16 protein-coding genes and 1 pseudogene are annotated in these 16596 nt (G+C 37.3%); 12 read left to right on the top strand and 5 right to left on the bottom strand.

Going from position 1 to position 16596, the window contains the following annotated elements; genetic code table 11:
* Window positions 1–74: 74 nt before the first annotated feature.
* The 8 genes and pseudogenes from FTX43_RS10240 to clpB all read left to right on the top strand — a co-directional run bounded on the left by FTX43_RS10240 (window position 75) and on the right by clpB (window position 8983).
* The gene (locus tag FTX43_RS10240; protein WP_002291962.1) at window positions 75–515 is read left to right on the top strand and encodes a hypothetical protein; all 441 of its coding nucleotides are present in this window, start codon (window positions 75–77) and stop codon (window positions 513–515) included.
* 141 nt (window positions 516–656) lie between these two features.
* Window positions 657–1357, top strand: a pseudogene (locus FTX43_RS10245) (tRNA (adenine(22)-N(1))-methyltransferase).
* On the top strand, window positions 1354–2475 hold the full coding sequence (locus FTX43_RS10250; protein WP_002313706.1) for a Nif3-like dinuclear metal center hexameric protein: 1122 nt from the start codon (window positions 1354–1356) through the stop codon (window positions 2473–2475). Before FTX43_RS10245 ends, FTX43_RS10250 begins: the two are co-directional and overlap by 4 nt.
* A gap of 13 nt (window positions 2476–2488) precedes the next feature.
* Window positions 2489–3721, top strand: coding sequence for a peptidase T (gene pepT, locus FTX43_RS10255; protein ID WP_002291957.1), 1233 nt, complete (start codon window positions 2489–2491; stop codon window positions 3719–3721).
* Window positions 3722–3851: 130 nt separating this feature from the next.
* The gene (locus FTX43_RS10260) at window positions 3852–4760 is read left to right on the top strand and encodes a diacylglycerol kinase family protein (protein WP_147607040.1); all 909 of its coding nucleotides are present in this window, start codon (window positions 3852–3854) and stop codon (window positions 4758–4760) included.
* A 34-nt stretch (window positions 4761–4794) separates the two neighbouring features.
* Entirely contained in the window at window positions 4795–5067 is a 273-nt protein-coding gene (locus FTX43_RS10265) for a DUF1294 domain-containing protein (RefSeq protein ID WP_002306567.1), read from the top strand.
* A 10-nt stretch (window positions 5068–5077) separates the two neighbouring features.
* A complete protein-coding gene (locus FTX43_RS10270) occupies window positions 5078–6124 on the top strand; it encodes a lysylphosphatidylglycerol synthase transmembrane domain-containing protein (protein WP_147607041.1) in 1047 nt (348 codons plus the stop codon).
* Window positions 6125–6373: 249 nt separating this feature from the next.
* Entirely contained in the window at window positions 6374–8983 is a 2610-nt protein-coding gene (gene clpB / locus FTX43_RS10275; RefSeq protein ID WP_002291951.1) for an ATP-dependent chaperone ClpB, read from the top strand.
* A gap of 149 nt (window positions 8984–9132) precedes the next feature.
* Here clpB and FTX43_RS10280 read toward each other — a convergent pair whose 3' ends face one another.
* The 3 genes from FTX43_RS10280 to eis are packed head-to-tail and all read right to left on the bottom strand — an operon-like array spanning window position 9133 to window position 11531.
* Entirely contained in the window at window positions 9133–9819 is a 687-nt protein-coding gene (locus FTX43_RS10280; RefSeq protein ID WP_002316308.1) for a hypothetical protein, read from the bottom strand.
* Window positions 9797–10291 (bottom strand): nucleoside 2-deoxyribosyltransferase, encoded by a 495-nt coding sequence (locus tag FTX43_RS10285; protein ID WP_002313708.1) that lies wholly within the window; start codon window positions 10289–10291, stop codon window positions 9797–9799. Before FTX43_RS10285 ends, FTX43_RS10280 begins: the two co-directional genes overlap by 23 nt.
* Window positions 10292–10310: 19 nt before the next feature.
* Window positions 10311–11531: an enhanced intracellular survival protein Eis gene (gene eis / locus FTX43_RS10290; protein ID WP_002291948.1), complete on the bottom strand. Its 1221-nt coding sequence runs from the start codon at window positions 11529–11531 to the stop codon at window positions 10311–10313.
* Between the two features lie 146 nt (window positions 11532–11677).
* Between eis and lepA the strand changes: the two genes are divergently transcribed.
* Window positions 11678–13513, top strand: coding sequence for a translation elongation factor 4 (lepA, locus tag FTX43_RS10295; protein ID WP_002291945.1), 1836 nt, complete (start codon window positions 11678–11680; stop codon window positions 13511–13513).
* An 881-nt stretch (window positions 13514–14394) separates the two neighbouring features.
* On the top strand, window positions 14395–14655 hold the full coding sequence (locus FTX43_RS10310) for a hypothetical protein (RefSeq protein WP_002329257.1): 261 nt from the start codon (window positions 14395–14397) through the stop codon (window positions 14653–14655).
* A gap of 180 nt (window positions 14656–14835) precedes the next feature.
* Here FTX43_RS10310 and FTX43_RS10315 read toward each other — a convergent pair whose 3' ends face one another.
* Window positions 14836–15138, bottom strand: coding sequence for a hypothetical protein (locus FTX43_RS10315; RefSeq protein WP_002313710.1), 303 nt, complete (start codon window positions 15136–15138; stop codon window positions 14836–14838).
* 330 nt (window positions 15139–15468) lie between these two features.
* Entirely contained in the window at window positions 15469–15723 is a 255-nt protein-coding gene (locus tag FTX43_RS15255) for a hypothetical protein (protein ID WP_002306574.1), read from the bottom strand.
* Window positions 15724–15809: 86 nt separating this feature from the next.
* Here FTX43_RS15255 and FTX43_RS14965 point away from each other — a divergent pair, with 86 nt between their 5' ends.
* The gene (locus FTX43_RS14965; RefSeq protein WP_002291935.1) at window positions 15810–15953 is read left to right on the top strand and encodes a hypothetical protein; all 144 of its coding nucleotides are present in this window, start codon (window positions 15810–15812) and stop codon (window positions 15951–15953) included.
* Window positions 15954–16245: 292 nt separating this feature from the next.
* Complete coding sequence (locus tag FTX43_RS10325) at window positions 16246–16443, top strand: cold-shock protein (RefSeq protein WP_002291933.1); 198 nt, start codon at window positions 16246–16248, stop codon at window positions 16441–16443.
* The last annotated feature ends 153 nt before the right edge of the window (window positions 16444–16596 follow it).

Consider the following 16596-nt stretch of genomic DNA (forward strand, 5'->3'; position numbering starts at 1 on the left):
TCTTTACATGGACAGAAATGACCGGAGACAATCACCGCAACAAGTAATGCAAAAACTTAAACGGAGGATTTTTTATGAGGGCTATTTTTTCTAGTATATATGTAGTTGGTCTATTTTTTATTTTAGCAGGATGCGGTAGTGCAGACAGCAACACAGGTTCTCTTGATTCGATTGATGCGGGTCAAACAATAAAAACAAGCAGTACGAAAACGGAGGGACAAAGCATATTTGTAGGAACGATTGAAAGCATCACTCAAGTAGAAGCGGAAGAAGAAACGATTCAACTGAAACTCGTCGATGTCATGGCCAAAGAAGATCCAGCGAATATGGGGACATCATTCAGCAATGACGGAGTGATTTTGAATGCTACTGCTGAAAAAATAAGCGTGGACATAGATGAACTGAAAATCGGTGACAAAGTCCAATTTACATTAGTTGAGATGCCGATCATGACGATGTCTATCCCACCACAAGTGCCTGGAGATTCGATCATTGATATTTCATTGAACAAATAATTAACAACATTTTTCAAAAATAAGAAAATGTTGTTTTATAGAACAAAAAGGTATAATTTTTAAGGAGATCTGGGAATTTTTTATTCCTAGTCTCCTTATTTTATATGGAAAATGCTATAATTACCTAGAAGGAGTGAAGCTATGAACCATTTAGATTTATCTCAGCGCTTAGCGGCAGTTGGTGAATTTGTTCCTGAATCTGCTCGTTTAGCAGACATTGGATCAGATCACGCATACTTACCTGTTGCATTGATGCTAAAAGGAAAAATCAAATATGCAGTTGCAGGTGAAGTCGTTCAAGGTCCTTATGAATCAGCACGTAAGCAAGTCCAAAAAGATGGATTGGAAGACCGTATCACTGTACGTCTTGCAAATGGTCTAGATGCGATCCAACCGCAAGATGCTATAACGGCTGTCACGATCGCGGGTATGGGAGGTTCGCTGATCCGAGAGATCCTAGAAGCTGGCAAGTTGCATCAACGCCTAAGTGGACAAGAACGTTTGATCCTTCAGCCAAATATCGGAGAGCGTACGTTACGATCATGGCTGCAAGAAAATCAATACAAAATCCAATCAGAAAAAATACTTGAAGAAAACAAAAAATATATGAAATTATTGTAGCCGAAAAAGAACAAAAACCAGTTACTTACAACGAAATGGAGCTGATGTTCGGACCATTTCTGCTCGAAGAGAAAAGTGAGATCTTCAAATCAAAATGGACAAGAGAGCTTCAACAAAGAAAAGCTATCCGTGAACAGCTCAAACAAGCAGCTAATCAAGAGGCACGTCAAAAACAAATCGAACAGGAAATCCAAATGATTGAGGAGGTTTTAGAGATATGACAATAAGCGGACGTACCTTCATCCAAAAGTTTGAGAGCTATTGTCCTCAATGGCTAGCTGAAGAAGGAGACCCAGTCGGACTGCATATTGGAACATTAGATAAACCGATTCAACGGGTAATGATGACATTAGATGTTCGCCCAGAAGTGGTCGAAGAAGCAATCGAGAAAAAAATCGATCTGCTGATTGCTAAACATCCCCCAATCTTTCGCCCTGTAAAACGGCTGACTACTGATCAGCCGCAAGAAAAAATGTATGCAGATCTGTTGAAACATGATATTGCCGTTTATGCGGCACACACGAATATGGATATTATTTGGGACGGACTGAATGACTGGTTTTGCGAACTGCTTGGTATTGAAGTGGAGAGTTATTTAGTGAAGACTCATGAAATCCATTATAAAAAACTGGCGGTTTATGTACCTGTGGATCATGCACAGAAAATGCGGGAAGCATTAGCTGCAGCTGGTGCTGGTACGCAAGGCGATTATACCGGTACAAGTTTTACCTCGATTGGACACGGTCGATTTACTCCGAATGTTGGTGCACAACCAGCGATTGGGAAAGTAGGGAAGGCAGAACAAGTCCAAGAAGCAAAAGTCGAGGTTATTTTGCCCGAAACAATCGAAAAACAAGTGATTGATGCCATGCAATCGGTTCATCCTTATGAAGAACCTGCGTACGATCTTTTCGCAATTGATGAACCAGTCGAAAAGTTTGGGCTAGGTCGAATAGGTGAATTACCGCAAGAAATCCCCTTAGAAACATTTGTGGAACAAGTAAAAAAAGTTTTCCAATTAGAAGGACTGAGAATCGTTCAGCCTCAAAAAACAAAATCATCCATCAAGCGTATTGCGATTTGCGGTGGAAGCGGCGAAAAATTTTATCCGCAAGCAATCGCTCAAAGAGCAGACGTCTATATCACCGGAGACATCTATTATCATACGGCTCATGATATGCAAAGCGCCGGGTTGATTGCAATTGATCCCGGACATTATATTGAATCGTTATGTAAGGAACGGTTCATCGAGAAATTTGAGACTTGGAAACAAGAAGAAAATTGGGATATTGACTTTTTCGTTTCTGAAACGAATACAAACCCATTTCAATTTAATTAAAGGAGAGAATACTATGTACGAAAATCTTTTGCCACGTTTTTTACGGTATGTCAAAACAGAAACACGCTCCGATGCAACAAGCAAAACGACCCCATCGACTCAGACACAAGTTGCTTTTGCACAAGAATTGAAAAAAGAATTAGAAGAGTTAGGTTTATCAGATGTTTTCTATAATGAAGACAATGGATTCGTTATGGGAACATTACCAAGCAATGTCGATCATGAAGTGCGTTCCATTGGATTTATTTCCCACATGGATACAGCAGACTTTAATGCAGTAGGAGTCAATCCACAAATCATTGAAAACTATGATGGAGAGTCTACGATCGTACTAGATGCGGAAGAACGTTACACGTTGAATACAAAAGATTTCCCAAATTTGAAAAATTATGAAGGCCACACGTTGATCACTACAGATGGCAGTACTTTACTGGGAGCAGATGACAAATCAGGGATTGCGGAAATCATGACTGCAATGGAGATCTTGATCAATAATCCTTCTATCCCTCATGGTACCATCAAAGTAGCTTTTGGACCTGATGAAGAAATCGGTGTCGGAGCGGATAAATTCGATGTTGAGCAATTCAATGTGGATTTTGCTTATACAGTCGACGGCGGTCCTTTAGGTGAATTGCAGTATGAAACATTCAGCGCTGCTCAAGCAAATATCACGATCCAAGGGAAAAATGTACATCCAGGGACGGCAAAAGATACGATGATCAATGCTTTACAGCTGGCCATTGATTTTCATAATCAGCTTCCAGCCGATGAAGTTCCAGAAAAAACAGAAGGATACGAAGGTTTCTTCCATTTGATGGCATTGAATGGGAATCCTGAAGAAGCTTCTATGAGTTATATCATTCGCGATCATGATCGTGAAAAATTCGAAGCACGCAAAGCACAAATCACACATATCCAAGAAGAATTGAATCAACGATTTGATCAAGAACGAATCAAAGTAGATATGTATGATCAATATTACAACATGAAAGAAATCATCGAAAAAGATATGAGCATCGTGGAATTAGCGAAACAAGCAATGATCGAGCTTGGGATCTCTCCAGTGATCGAACCAGTCCGCGGAGGAACAGATGGTTCAAAAATCTCTTACATGGGTATTCCGACGCCAAATCTATTTGCCGGAGGAGAAAATATGCACGGTCGATTCGAATTTGTTTCTTTACAAGTAATGGAAAAAGCAACAGATGTGATTGTTAAAATTGCAGAATTGAACACAAAGAGTTAAAATCGAAAAGGAACAGCTTATGACAAGGCGTTCGTCCGATGATGGAATGTCATCTGTCTAAGGCTAAAGGGCAGGACAATGGAATGGATTGTCCCGCCCTCTTTTTTGAAGAGTAAATAGGAGGTAAAGAATGAAAAAGCTGCTAGTTTTTTATAACAAAAGTTCAGGGAAAGATGAGGGGGAGAAATTAGCACGCTGGTTTCAAGATTATGTAAAAGAAAAGCAACCAGAATTATTTGTAGATTTAGCTGAAACTGGCCCGTCGATTGACCATGCGGATTTAGTCAAGAAAGCAGAAGCTATAGGAGCCGATACTCTAGTGATCATAGGAGGGGACGGAACGATCCATCATATCGTCCAAACGTTCCAGCAAACGTTATCTCAGTATCATATCGGATTACTTCCAGGTGGAACAGTCAATAATCTCGCACGTGTCCTTGAGATTCCATTGAAGAAAGAAGAGGCTGCTGACGTGATTCTAGAAGGAAATGTCCGAAAAATAGACTATGGCCAAGTCAATGATGCAGTCATTATCTCTACACTGACAATCGGTATCTTAGCCGATACAGCAGTTTGGATCAGTCAAGAAGAAAAACAGCGTTATGGCTCGTGGATTTTTATCAAGAAATTCTTTAAGTTATTGCTGAAGAAGAAAAAATATCATTTGGATTTAGAAACAGACGAGGAGCATTGGAAAGGAAAATCTCAGTTATTGACAGTCACGATGTCTAACTCCGTGGGCGGCTTTACAAATTTCGACGATTCAGCGACCCCAGATGATGGAAAATTCCATGTAACGATCGTACCTTCCTTAGATATTTTCCGATTTATTTTTTATTTGCCTAGAATCATGAGAGGAAAATTCTATACGATACCTGGCATCACTTATTTCACAGCCAAACGCATGAAAATCAAAGCAAAGGAAAAATCTGTTGGCACTCGGACAGATGGAGACACGACAGATGATCTTCCAGTTGAATTATCTGTTGTATCAAAAGGATTAGCAGTTTATTCACCAAAAAAAGAAGAACAAGCTTAGAAATAGTAGTTAATAGAAAGTTGGAAGAAGAATAATGGATGTATTGTTGCACAATCCTTTGTGGTTTTATCTATTCATTGTAAATTTTTATTTATTTTGTCTGATGGGATATGATAAACATCAGGCTCGAAATGGCGGCTGGCGTGTACCTGAAAATAACTTGATATTTGTCAGTCTGTTAGGCGGTGGTTTGGGAGGATTGATTTCTCGGAAAGTTTTTCATCATAAAACAAGGAAAAAAAAGTTTACCGTAGGATTCACTGCGGGTGTGCTTGTTGATTTGATTCTCATTTATTTTTTCCATTAAGGAGCAGGAGATGTCATCTAAAGGAACGAAAATTAAAATCATTCTGAATCTGCTTTTGCTGATTGCGATTTTTGCTATTATTTATTATTTAATCAATCAATCATTTGCAGATATCTTTGCCAAATTAATGTCTACCAGTGTTGTCGTTTTGGCAGCCACTGTTATATTAGGGACAGTTTACCAAATCGCTGAAGGGCGCTCAATCAAAGAAATTGCTGAACCTTTCGCGCCGAATTTTACAACGAAAGATGGGTTCTTGACCTCTAGCTATATTGCGTTTTACCGAATCGTTTCGTTTGGTACAGGAACATTGATCTCGGAAATTTATTTTTATAATAAAAAAGGAATGAAACTGTCTCAGGGAGCAGGAGTGACAGCACTCCATATGATCATGTACAAACTTGCAGTGATTACCTATGCGTTAGCTGGCTTGCTCATCCAATTCTCTCTTTTTTATTCTAATAGTCCGTCAATGATCTGGTTTATTATTGCTGGAATTCTTTTGACGATCGTGATTGTTGCCTTTTTATTGGTAATGTCCATCAGTCTGAATGTCCAAATATTTTTTGTCAGCTTATCGAATAAGTTATTTAAGAGTGAGCGTTTGCGAAAATGGGTGGATACATGTAATCAGCAGATCTACTCTTTAAGGGAAACGGTCCAAACCATTATCCAAGACAGGACTGCGTTATTGCGTATTTATCTATGGAATATGTTGAAACTTGTATTTTGGTATGTACTTACCTATTTGATTCTGATTGAAAACCATCCTAAAATAGATTTTCTACTGACCATTTCGTTTATCAGCTTTGCAGTAGTGCTTTCAGGGGTTATTCCTACGCCAGCTGGTATTGGCTCCATTGAATTTGTCTACTTGTTATTGTTTAGACCAGTTGTCGGAACAGTTGACGCAGTTTCTTCGCTTTTGTTGTATCGTTTCAGTTCCTTTATCTTGCCATTTCTCTATGGATTTGTGTATGTGATTGCTGAACGGCGAAGAGTGATCAAAGAAGAAATAATAGAAGTAAAAAAAGAGAATAAAGAAAATCAAGGGTAGGTCTTTTATAAGATCTACCCTTTTTATCAAATCAAAGAAAAACGTTATGGGTAAGATAATTTTACGTTTGTTTTGCTCTTTTTTTATATGTATACAATCAATTTTGTTTTTTTAAGATTTATATAAGACGAGAAAAAAAGTCAAAAAAACATGTGTATATTTTGACCAAAATTGACCAAAGAGATATAATAGTTTGTGTAAAGATCAAAGAAATAAGTGATCTTACCTTTAATTAGGAGGTATACCTGTATGAATATTGAGAAAATGACTACGACGCTTCAAGAAGCGATTGCTGAAGCTCAACAGATTGCGGTCACTCGAAAACACCAAGATATCGACATTGCCCATGTATGGAAAATCTTTTTACAACCTAATCATTTTGGTCGAAATTTCTATACGGATGCCGGATTGGATGTCGAATCTTTTGAACATGAAATCGATCGTCTACTGGATGAGTATCCAGTTGTTTCTGGTGGAAACGTCCAATATGGACAAAACCTCAGCCAGAATTTCTTTCGATTATTGAATGAAGCAGACCAAATACGTGAAAGCTTCGGCGACGAGTTTCTTTCAACGGAAGTCGTTATTTTAGCGTTGATGAAATTAAAAAATTATCCGTTAACTGTTTATTTGAATAAAAACGGATTATCTGAAAAAGAATTGCGTAAAAACATCGAAGAGATGAGAGGAGGAGAAAGGGTGACCTCGCAAAACCAAGAAGAACAATACAAAGCATTAGAAAAATACGGCGTTGATTTAGTACAGCAAGTCAAAAGTGGAAAAATGGATCCAATCATCGGTCGTGATGAAGAAATCCGTGATGTCATCCGTATTCTTTCACGAAAAACAAAAAATAATCCTGTTCTGATAGGAGAACCAGGTGTAGGTAAAACGGCGATCGTTGAAGGACTTGCTCAACGTATCGTACGCAAAGATGTGCCTGAAAATTTAAAAGATAAAACAATTTTTTCATTAGATATGGGTGCATTGATCGCTGGAGCAAAATTCCGCGGTGAATTTGAAGAAAGACTAAAAGCGGTCTTGAAAGAAGTCAAAAAAAGTGATGGGCGGATCCTCTTGTTCATTGATGAAATTCACAATATCGTAGGAGCAGGAAAAACAGAAGGAAGTATGGATGCCGGAAATCTGTTGAAACCAATGCTTGCTCGCGGTGAATTACATTTGATCGGTGCCACAACTTTAGATGAATACCGTCAATATATGGAAAAAGACAAAGCGTTGGAACGTCGCTTTCAAAAGGTATTAGTCAAAGAACCAACAGTGGAAGATACGATCAGTATTCTGCGTGGATTAAAAGAACGTTTTGAGATCCACCATGGTGTTAACATCCATGACAACGCACTGGTCGCAGCAGCTACTTTATCTGACCGTTATATTACTGATCGATTCTTACCAGACAAAGCAATCGATTTGATCGATGAAGCCAGTGCAACGATTCGGGTAGAAATGAACTCTATGCCAACGGAATTAGATCAAGTGACCAGACGTTTGATGCAGTTGGAAATCGAAGAAGCTGCACTGAAAAAAGAATCAGATGATGCAAGTAAAAAACGACTGAAAAATTTGCAAGAAGAATTAGCTGAACTTCGTGAAGAAGCAAATGCAATGAAGATGCAGTGGGAAACAGAAAAAGAAGAGGTCAATTCTGTTTCAGCAAAACGTGCTGAAATCGATAAAGCAAAACACGAATTAGAAGATGCAGAAAATAATTATGATCTGGAACGCGCTGCTGTATTGCGCCATGGTACGATACCTCAATTAGAAAAAGAATTGAAGGAACTAGAAACCAAAGCAAAAGACAGCGAGATCAAGATGGTTCAAGAGTCCGTTACCGAAAATGAAATTGCTCAAGTCGTTGGCAGATTAACGGGTATCCCCGTAACGAAACTTGTAGAAGGCGAACGAGAAAAACTGATTAAATTGAATGAAACGCTTCACAAACGAGTGATTGGTCAAGATGAAGCAGTTGATGCGGTCAGTGACGCGGTGATTCGTTCACGGGCTGGATTGCAAGACCCAAATCGTCCTCTAGGTTCTTTCCTTTTCCTAGGACCAACTGGTGTCGGAAAAACCGAATTAGCGAAAGCTTTAGCTGAGAACTTGTTTGACTCAGAAGATCATATGGTACGGATCGATATGAGTGAATATATGGAAAAACATGCTGTGTCTCGTCTAGTCGGAGCTCCTCCAGGCTATGTAGGTTACGAAGAAGGTGGACAATTAACGGAAGCTGTCAGACGAAATCCTTATACAATCGTCTTGTTGGATGAAATCGAAAAAGCGCATCCCGATGTCTTCAATATCTTGTTACAAGTCCTAGATGACGGACGCCTAACCGATTCAAAAGGGCGAGTAGTTGATTTCAAAAACACGGTTCTGATCATGACTAGCAATATCGGTTCACAGTTACTGTTGGAAGGTGTGACTGCTGATGGAACGATTCCAGAAGCAGTGGCTGAACAAGTCAACACGCTATTACGTGGAAACTTCAAACCAGAATTCTTGAACCGAATCGACGACACGATTTTATTTACACCATTGAGCCTAGACAACGTGAAAGGAATCGTTGACAAAATGGTGGCGCAATTGGCACAACGTCTGGAACATCAAGAAATCCTACTAACAATCAGTGATGAAGCCAAAACGTGGATCGCTGAAAATGCTTATGAACCAGCATATGGTGCCAGACCATTGAAACGATTTATCACTAAGGAAGTAGAAACACCATTAGCTAAAGAAATCGTTGCAGGACATGTTATGCCTAAATCAAAAGTAACGATTACTTTACTTGATGGACAACTTCATTTCAAAACAGAAGAGCTAGAAGAAATCGTCTAATCTTCCATTGAGACTATAAAAGAAAAAAGGGGTCTGACACAACTACTGTCAGACCTCCTTTTTTTCAAATAAACAGTGTTCCAGAAGTAGCTTTTTCGGATATAAGCCGAAATTTTTTGAGCTGTCCACTTCTGTCACGACCTTTGTTATTAAGTATTTTTCACTTTTTCTAATTTATAACTTTCAAAGTAACGCTCATCTTTTTTACTTTGAGACCAAGCAAACAATCCCATCAAGGCAGCCCCTATCGTATTTGTCAGCAAGTCGCCCATCGTATCCATCAATGCTGCTCGTCCAACAAACAGTGTGCCATCAGAAGCAGCAAAACGTTGAAGATTCATGCCTAAGAACTGGTCGCATAAGAATTCCCAGAACTCCCAAAACACGCCGCAAAGTCCAGCAAACGCAAAGCCGAATAAGAGGAACAACCAAGGACTGGTTTTTGATATCTCCGCATCTTTCATCAAGTAACCAATCAATCCATAGCCAAGAGCTGTCAGAACCATTGGACTCACTGCATGTAAGATTTTGTCCCAAAAAGAGATGATACTAATCAAATGCATCCCTGTACCTAAAAAGACAGAGATAAATAAGAAAAACCAGTAAAACAAAACGATTGCTGCTGGAATTTTAAGTTTGAAAACTGTCAAAATGACTTGTGGCATGAAAATCAATGCAATCCCTAATAAAGATTCCACGATAAATGTGATTCCTTGAGAAGTCGAATACTTTTGGGTGATAAATTCATAAAAATTATAACAGACAACGAATACACCAAAAGCAAGTAAAGCTATTTGAACCTTTTTGATTTCTTTAATCACTGAAAGTCCCTCCATCTAAAAATCTTTTTACTTCTGAAAGCAACTCAGTCTCTGAAGAAACCACTTTTCCGTTCAATTTGATCAGTCCTACTGTATATAAGTTCAGATAGTGAAATTGATTCTCAGCTGTTTCCTGTAGCGCAGCGATTTTTTTCGGGTGGGCTCCGCCTTGCTGCCGGGTATCAGTATACAAGCCAATCACTGGGATACCTTTCGCATAAGCCACACCGATTTCTGATGCTACGCCAGCATCAATCGTCAATCCATCTAATAAAGCGATCATCAAATCGCTTTCCAGCACTTTTTCTGTATCTGCAAGAGCAATCATCCGACTGTCTGCATAAGCAGTTTTGTCATTGATTGCTTCATTTTCTTGAGGAAGATAAATTGAAAGTTTAGAAGAGATCGCTCTGACTTCTTTAACTATCTGCTCGTTACATAACAAATCACTTTTAGCAAACATTGGTGCGGCAAAATAAATTTTCATCTAAACATCATCCTTTTTATTAAAAATAATCGCTAAAGTAAGCTTCCATATTTGGAATAATACGCTCTAGTGACTTCAGTGTTTCTTCATCTGTTTCTAACCGTTCGATTCTTGCCAAATAAGAAGCACGTCGATAATTCATCATCAAGCATGTCAATGTTTGGATATTCAATCGAACAGGTTTTCCTATAGGTTCATTCAAGACACGGACTTGTCCTTGTTCATCCCATGTTAAGGCGAAGATGCCATTATTCCAAGGAGCGACAGGATCTTCAATGATGAAATGAAAAGCATCAGCTGTTCCAACAAACGGAAAATGTTGTAGGAATTCTTTTACATCAACGATCCGAGCCATAAAATATGGTTCGATCTGCTCTTTGATCTGACTGTCTTCAATCAAAAAAGCTAAGGGTTCATTTTTGTAAATATCTCCATGTACCCAGTAAATCATGGAAAAATGTGCGGAAATAAAGTTCCATAAGCCATTTCGAGCTTCTTGATCAAGATAGAACATTTCTTTTACGTGAAATATTTCTTCAGCTACCCAGTAGAATAGAACACCTCTTGGTTCATGATTGCTATCGTAGTAGACAGCGGCTGTGCGCTCATCTTCATTTTCGAAACGCCAATATTCTTCCCAATGAAAATTACTGCGGAATAAAGCACCATGGTTTCGTTGGGCAAATTTGTCATAAACGGCAAATACATCTGGATGATCAACTGGTAATCGTTCAACCATCCCACTTACTGGGACTTGTTTAGGTAGCTGTGTATCTCTGATTTTAAAGGAAAGTTTATCAGACATAATCTCCCATCCTTTGCGCCGATAATAGGGGATACTGTAAGGATACAAATAAGAGATCCATTGCTTGTTCTTGCGCATATTATCCAATGCAACGATGATTAAATCTTGCATCAATCCGTGGTTCGCATATTCTGGATAAGTTCCAACTCCAGTCACGCCTCCCATTTTATAACGTGCACCGTGAATATTGACTTCACAAGGATAGATAGCGATTTGAGAGATTAATTTGTTTTCATGAAACCACCCGAACACTTTTGATACTTCTAAAATCGGTCTTTTGGAACGGATAAAAGCTCGTTTATTCTCAAACCCGCTTTCCTCGATATCTGCTTCAGTCACTTGGAACACATAGGAAAGTAATTCGTTGAACTGATCGATATGTTCTTGAGTGACTGGTTTTAATTCAAGATTTTCTCTAAAATCTTTTTGATCCATTTTTTCATCTCCATTTATTAGCTTGATAACAGTATAGCAAAATTCTACCAAAAAAACTTCTAAAGCTGACTAATTAAAAAGTCTTTAAATTACTGCTTTTCGTTGGTATAATGGAAAGTGCTGATTATATGAAAAGAGGAGACGCTATGGATATAAAGAAAATGAAAGAACGCCAAGAGCAGATTCGTAATTTTTCGATCATTGCTCATATCGACCATGGAAAATCTACATTGGCCGATCGTATTTTAGAAATGACGCACACTGTGACGTCTCGCGAAATGCAAGATCAGCTGTTAGACTCGATGGATTTGGAACGTGAACGTGGAATCACGATCAAATTAAATGCTGTAGAACTCAATTACACAGCGAAAAACGGAGAAACATATATCTTTCACTTGATTGACACTCCAGGGCACGTCGACTTCACCTATGAAGTCTCTCGAAGCCTTGCTGCCTGTGAAGGCGCCGTTTTAGTGGTTGATGCAGCCCAAGGAATCGAAGCACAAACATTGGCCAATGTTTATTTAGCGTTAGACAATGATTTGGAGATCCTGCCAGTCATCAATAAAATCGACCTACCCGCAGCAGATCCCGAACGTGTCCGTCAAGAAATCGAAGACGTAATCGGAATCGATGCTAGTGAAGCTGTATTAGCTAGTGCAAAAGCAGGGATTGGAATTGAAGATATTCTCGAGCAGATTGTGGAATATGTTCCAGCACCAAGTGGAGACTTAGATGCACCGCTAAAAGCTTTGATCTTTGATTCTATTTATGATAGTTACCGCGGTGTTGTTCTAAATGTCCGGATCACGGACGGTATGGTCAAACCCGGAGATAAAATCAAACTGATGAGTAATGGCAAAACATTTGATGTTACAGAAGTCGGGGTCTTCTCGCCAAAAGCAGTTGCTAGAGACTTTTTGATGGTCGGTGATGTTGGTTATATCACAGCAAGTATCAAAACTGTCCAAGATACTCGAGTAGGGGATACAGTAACATTAGCAGACAATCCTGCCGCTGAAGCTTTACCAGGTTACCGAAAAATGAATCCGATGGTTTATTGTGGTCTTTATCCAATTGATACTTCTCGTTACAACGATTTGCGGGAAGCTTTAGAAAAACTGCAATTGAACGATGCTGCTTTACAATTCGAACCAGAAACTTCTCAAGCATTGGGATTTGGGTTCCGCTGCGGATTCTTAGGACTTCTTCATATGGATGTCGTCCAAGAACGTTTGGAACGAGAATTCAATCTAGAATTGATTACGACTGCACCATCCGTTATTTACCATGTTAATAAAACAGATGGTACGACTGCTACAGTTGATAACCCGGCAGATTTTCCTGAACCTGTAACGATCCAAGATGTAGAAGAACCATTTGTCAAAGCACAGATTATGGTGCCCAATGATTTTGTCGGTGCAGTCATGGAACTTTCTCAACGAAAACGTGGAGAATTCATTACGATGGATTATTTAGACGATTACCGAGTAAATGTCGTCTATAATATTCCGCTTTCTGAAATCGTCTTTGACTTTTTTGACAAATTGAAATCAAGTACAAAAGGCTATGCCTCATTGGATTATGAAATGTCTGGTTATCAAAAAAGCAAGTTAGTGAAGATGGACATCTTGCTGAATGGAGAAAAAGTCGATGCATTAAGCTTTATCGTTCACCGAGACTTTGCCTATGAACGTGGAAAAGCAATCGTTGAAAAACTGAAAAAACTAATCCCACGCCAACAATTTGAGGTGCCAATCCAAGCAGCTATTGGACAAAAAATCGTTGCCCGTTCAGACATCAAGGCCTTGCGTAAAAACGTCTTGGCTAAATGTTATGGTGGAGATGTTTCTCGTAAACGTAAACTCTTAGAGAAACAAAAAGAAGGGAAGAAGCGGATGAAACAAATCGGCTCCGTCGAAGTTCCGCAAGAAGCCTTCATGGCCGTTCTGAAAATGGACGAAGAAGAAAGTAAGAAGTAGTAAGAGGTCTATTTGACAATACTGAAAAAATACCATATTTACATGGGTTTGCCACCGGAATGTCACCGGTGGTTTTTTTGTTGGTAAAATTCTCCATGATATCTACCATTTCAATTCTCATTTTATTTGTAATATGAGAATAGGTGTCCATCTAATCATGTTTTGGATGCCATGGAATCAGAGGATTAGTCGGAAACAACTTTGGATTAGTCAAAAGAATCCATGTATAAACTGAGTGATGTCGCTTAAGTTAGCGCAAAATTCTTAGCTGTTTTAAAAAATAGTTTGGCTATAATCTCTCAAAAAGTGTATTTATTCAAGTAACTTTTTCAGAAAAAATAGACTAGAAACAAAAAAAGCCAGCCCTAAGAGCTGGAAAACTTAATTTTTTGTATTCAGATAAATTAGTATGCAAATAAAAAATACTATCGAAAATACTAAACCAACTAAATAATTGGATAAAAAAAGGGGATCAGTATCTGAATCATCCCAAATCTGAATCATGAAATAGATAAATGGGAGGGATGAGACGATCAGTAAACAATCTTTTTTACGCCATGTTTTTAAACAATGTAGAACAATAATTTTATATGCACAAGTAACCCAGAATAAAATTTTACTAATAAATAACAAAGTTATATCCCCTTTATTTTTTCTCTTTTGCAATATATTTATCTTATCATTATTCATTGATTATGAGAAAAAAATGAGATTGAAGGGGGGGATCGGTAATAAAAGACTTATACAAAAATGAAGGGTTGCTTAGATACGTAGATTACTACAGTATAATAAGAACGGTTTCAAGCTATATGATCATTGATACATAAGTTCAGAAAATCGACTTAAAATGTTATTGATTAATGAGAATTGGAAAAACGGCAATGAATAAATCGAGTAAACAAGAATCGAACGTACTGAAGGCAACATTTGAAAAAGAATACGGAGTTTCTACAGAAGAAGTATATAAAGTGGCAAGTCAGGGTGTTGCTATTGCAAGTGAGGTTATTCGTAAGCTTGGATTTCTATATAAAATGATGCTCGTCAATGGGAGGGAGCGGAATGAAAAAAAAGACAGATGTTACGCTAGTAGTCATGGTATAGACGGTTTAATACTAGATATGCCGATAAAGTACCCTAATTAATTCGGATTGAAAGAATGATGAAATGCGATAGACAGCAACGGTTGAAAAATAGTAAGAACAATTATGAAGAGTTGAAATTCACATCCTTGTTTCCTAGTATGTTTTTACTATTTCCGTTGCTGTCTATTAATTTATAAACATCGGAGTTACGCATATTTAAAACACATCAATTACTTATTGTCAAAGATAGATATAATACGCATCAGCTTCCGAAGTAGCAGAATTTACCTTATGGAGTCCTTCTAATTTGATGTGGAGTTCTTTGGCAATTTCTTGAATATATTTGTTAAATATACTATTTTCTAATTTTAAATAATTAGCAATCTCTATAGAAATAACTTTTTTACATTCTTTTCCTATAAACTGAATATTAAACTGTCTTATTACACTGTTTCTATCACTTTCATTAGGAAAGCTACTTATCATCGATACATATTCTTTTATAGACATAAGAGTACTTTTTATCATTTGGAATTCATCCATAATTTCACCTTCTCTAATTATTTTAATTTTAATTTAATTATACATGATACTTTTGTTTCTATCCATTTTTTTGCTGAAGAGAAAATAAGGTAAGGAAAGTTTAGCGACTATCGCTAGGTGAAAAGATAAACAGCTTCTTTTTTATTTTTTAGTTACATAGACATTCAGAAAAAAAGACAATCAACTAGTGATCGTCTTTTAGAAAGTTACCAATCAATTTTATAATATTGCTAGAAAATAAGATAAGAGCAAGACCTAAAATATTTATAAAAAATTGAAATCTAAAAAAATAGCATTCAGGATAACAAGAATCATTTCGATGTATAATAATTAATCATTCTTATAAAGATATCGCAAAACAATGATGAAAAGAATAAGTGATAAAAACAACCCAACTACGTAAAAAAATAATGCTGAAAGCGATTGATAAAATGTATATTTCACTATTTTTATGATAAAAATTGCTGTAGGAAGAAAAGAAAGCATTAATATAACTGTTTTTCTAGAACGTTTAGTGAAGTAAAAAAAAGAGCTGATACCAATACAGACTGGAATCCAAAATAAAAGCATGCTAAATGTGACCACCGTATCATCTCCCATATCGTCTTATGTCAATTAGGATAATAGCACTTTATCAACTAATAACCAAATATTAAGGATAATAGTTCCGAATGGACTACAAACACACCAGAATGGAAAAAGTCAGAAAACCGGAACTAACTGAAATAAAAGCAAAGTTTAAAAAATACGGTGTTCCTACAGAAGCAGTGGATAAAATTGCGAGCAATTGTATTGCCGGCCATCATTCAGGTTGAAAAAGTAAGTAGTTAACGAAGAACAAAAAGAAAGTAGATAGATATGAGATTTTTAATCGGAGATCATACTCGTTCATTAAACAATTGTTGTGATTTTTCTGAAATTTTACATCTTTTAAACCTTATATCGAGTGATTATCCTTGTGTTAGTATTATATCCGTGTTACAGTAAATAAGTAATCTAATTTGAAACGTAATCTGAGCGATATATTCACACTATAAAAACTCCTTTTACCAAGTAATATTAATTGCAATAAAACACGTATTATATACGTATCAGGAGGAAATATATATGAATAAAGGTACAGTAAAATGGTTTAACTCAGATAAAGGTTTTGGTTTCATCACTGGTGAAGATGGAAATGACGTATTCGCTCATTTTTCAGCAATCCAAGGAGAAGGCTTTAAGTCTTTAGATGAAGGCCAAGCAGTTACTTATGATATTGAAGAAGGTCAACGCGGTCTTCAAGCAGTAAATATCGTAAAATAATGTTGAATGTTAACCGCCTCATATGAGGTGGTTTTTTTGTTTATGTTGGTAGAAAAAATCCTTCACTGTAATATTAGGTGAGGGATTTTTTTCGTTCATTGATTAAGTTTAACACTATTGTTTGATTTAGTTTGTTTATTTTCTGTTACTCAG

This window comes from Enterococcus sp. DA9, from assembly GCF_008000875.1.
In the GTDB taxonomy this organism is placed as follows: domain Bacteria; phylum Bacillota; class Bacilli; order Lactobacillales; family Enterococcaceae; genus Enterococcus_B; species Enterococcus_B lactis.

Bases quoted from the DNA above. Each gene is read 5' to 3' on its own strand.
- lepA (WP_002291945.1), top strand. From the start codon at position 11,678: ATGGATATAAAGAAAATGAAAGAACGCCAAGAGCAGATTCGTAATTTT.
- FTX43_RS10310 (WP_002329257.1), top strand. From the start codon at position 14,395: ATGAATAAATCGAGTAAACAAGAATCGAACGTACTGAAGGCAACATTT.
- FTX43_RS10265 (WP_002306567.1), top strand. From the start codon at position 4,795: ATGGATGTATTGTTGCACAATCCTTTGTGGTTTTATCTATTCATTGTA.
- FTX43_RS10250 (WP_002313706.1), top strand. From the start codon at position 1,354: ATGACAATAAGCGGACGTACCTTCATCCAAAAGTTTGAGAGCTATTGT.
- FTX43_RS14965 (WP_002291935.1), top strand. From the start codon at position 15,810: ATGGACTACAAACACACCAGAATGGAAAAAGTCAGAAAACCGGAACTA.
- FTX43_RS10240 (WP_002291962.1), top strand. From the start codon at position 75: ATGAGGGCTATTTTTTCTAGTATATATGTAGTTGGTCTATTTTTTATT.
- FTX43_RS10260 (WP_147607040.1), top strand. From the start codon at position 3,852: ATGAAAAAGCTGCTAGTTTTTTATAACAAAAGTTCAGGGAAAGATGAG.
- clpB (WP_002291951.1), top strand. From the start codon at position 6,374: ATGAATATTGAGAAAATGACTACGACGCTTCAAGAAGCGATTGCTGAA.
- FTX43_RS10315 (WP_002313710.1), bottom strand. From the start codon at position 15,138: ATGGATGAATTCCAAATGATAAAAAGTACTCTTATGTCTATAAAAGAA.
- pepT (WP_002291957.1), top strand. From the start codon at position 2,489: ATGTACGAAAATCTTTTGCCACGTTTTTTACGGTATGTCAAAACAGAA.
- FTX43_RS10280 (WP_002316308.1), bottom strand. From the start codon at position 9,819: ATGGAGGGACTTTCAGTGATTAAAGAAATCAAAAAGGTTCAAATAGCT.
- FTX43_RS10325 (WP_002291933.1), top strand. From the start codon at position 16,246: ATGAATAAAGGTACAGTAAAATGGTTTAACTCAGATAAAGGTTTTGGT.
- eis (WP_002291948.1), bottom strand. From the start codon at position 11,531: ATGGATCAAAAAGATTTTAGAGAAAATCTTGAATTAAAACCAGTCACT.
- FTX43_RS10270 (WP_147607041.1), top strand. From the start codon at position 5,078: ATGTCATCTAAAGGAACGAAAATTAAAATCATTCTGAATCTGCTTTTG.
- FTX43_RS10285 (WP_002313708.1), bottom strand. From the start codon at position 10,291: ATGAAAATTTATTTTGCCGCACCAATGTTTGCTAAAAGTGATTTGTTA.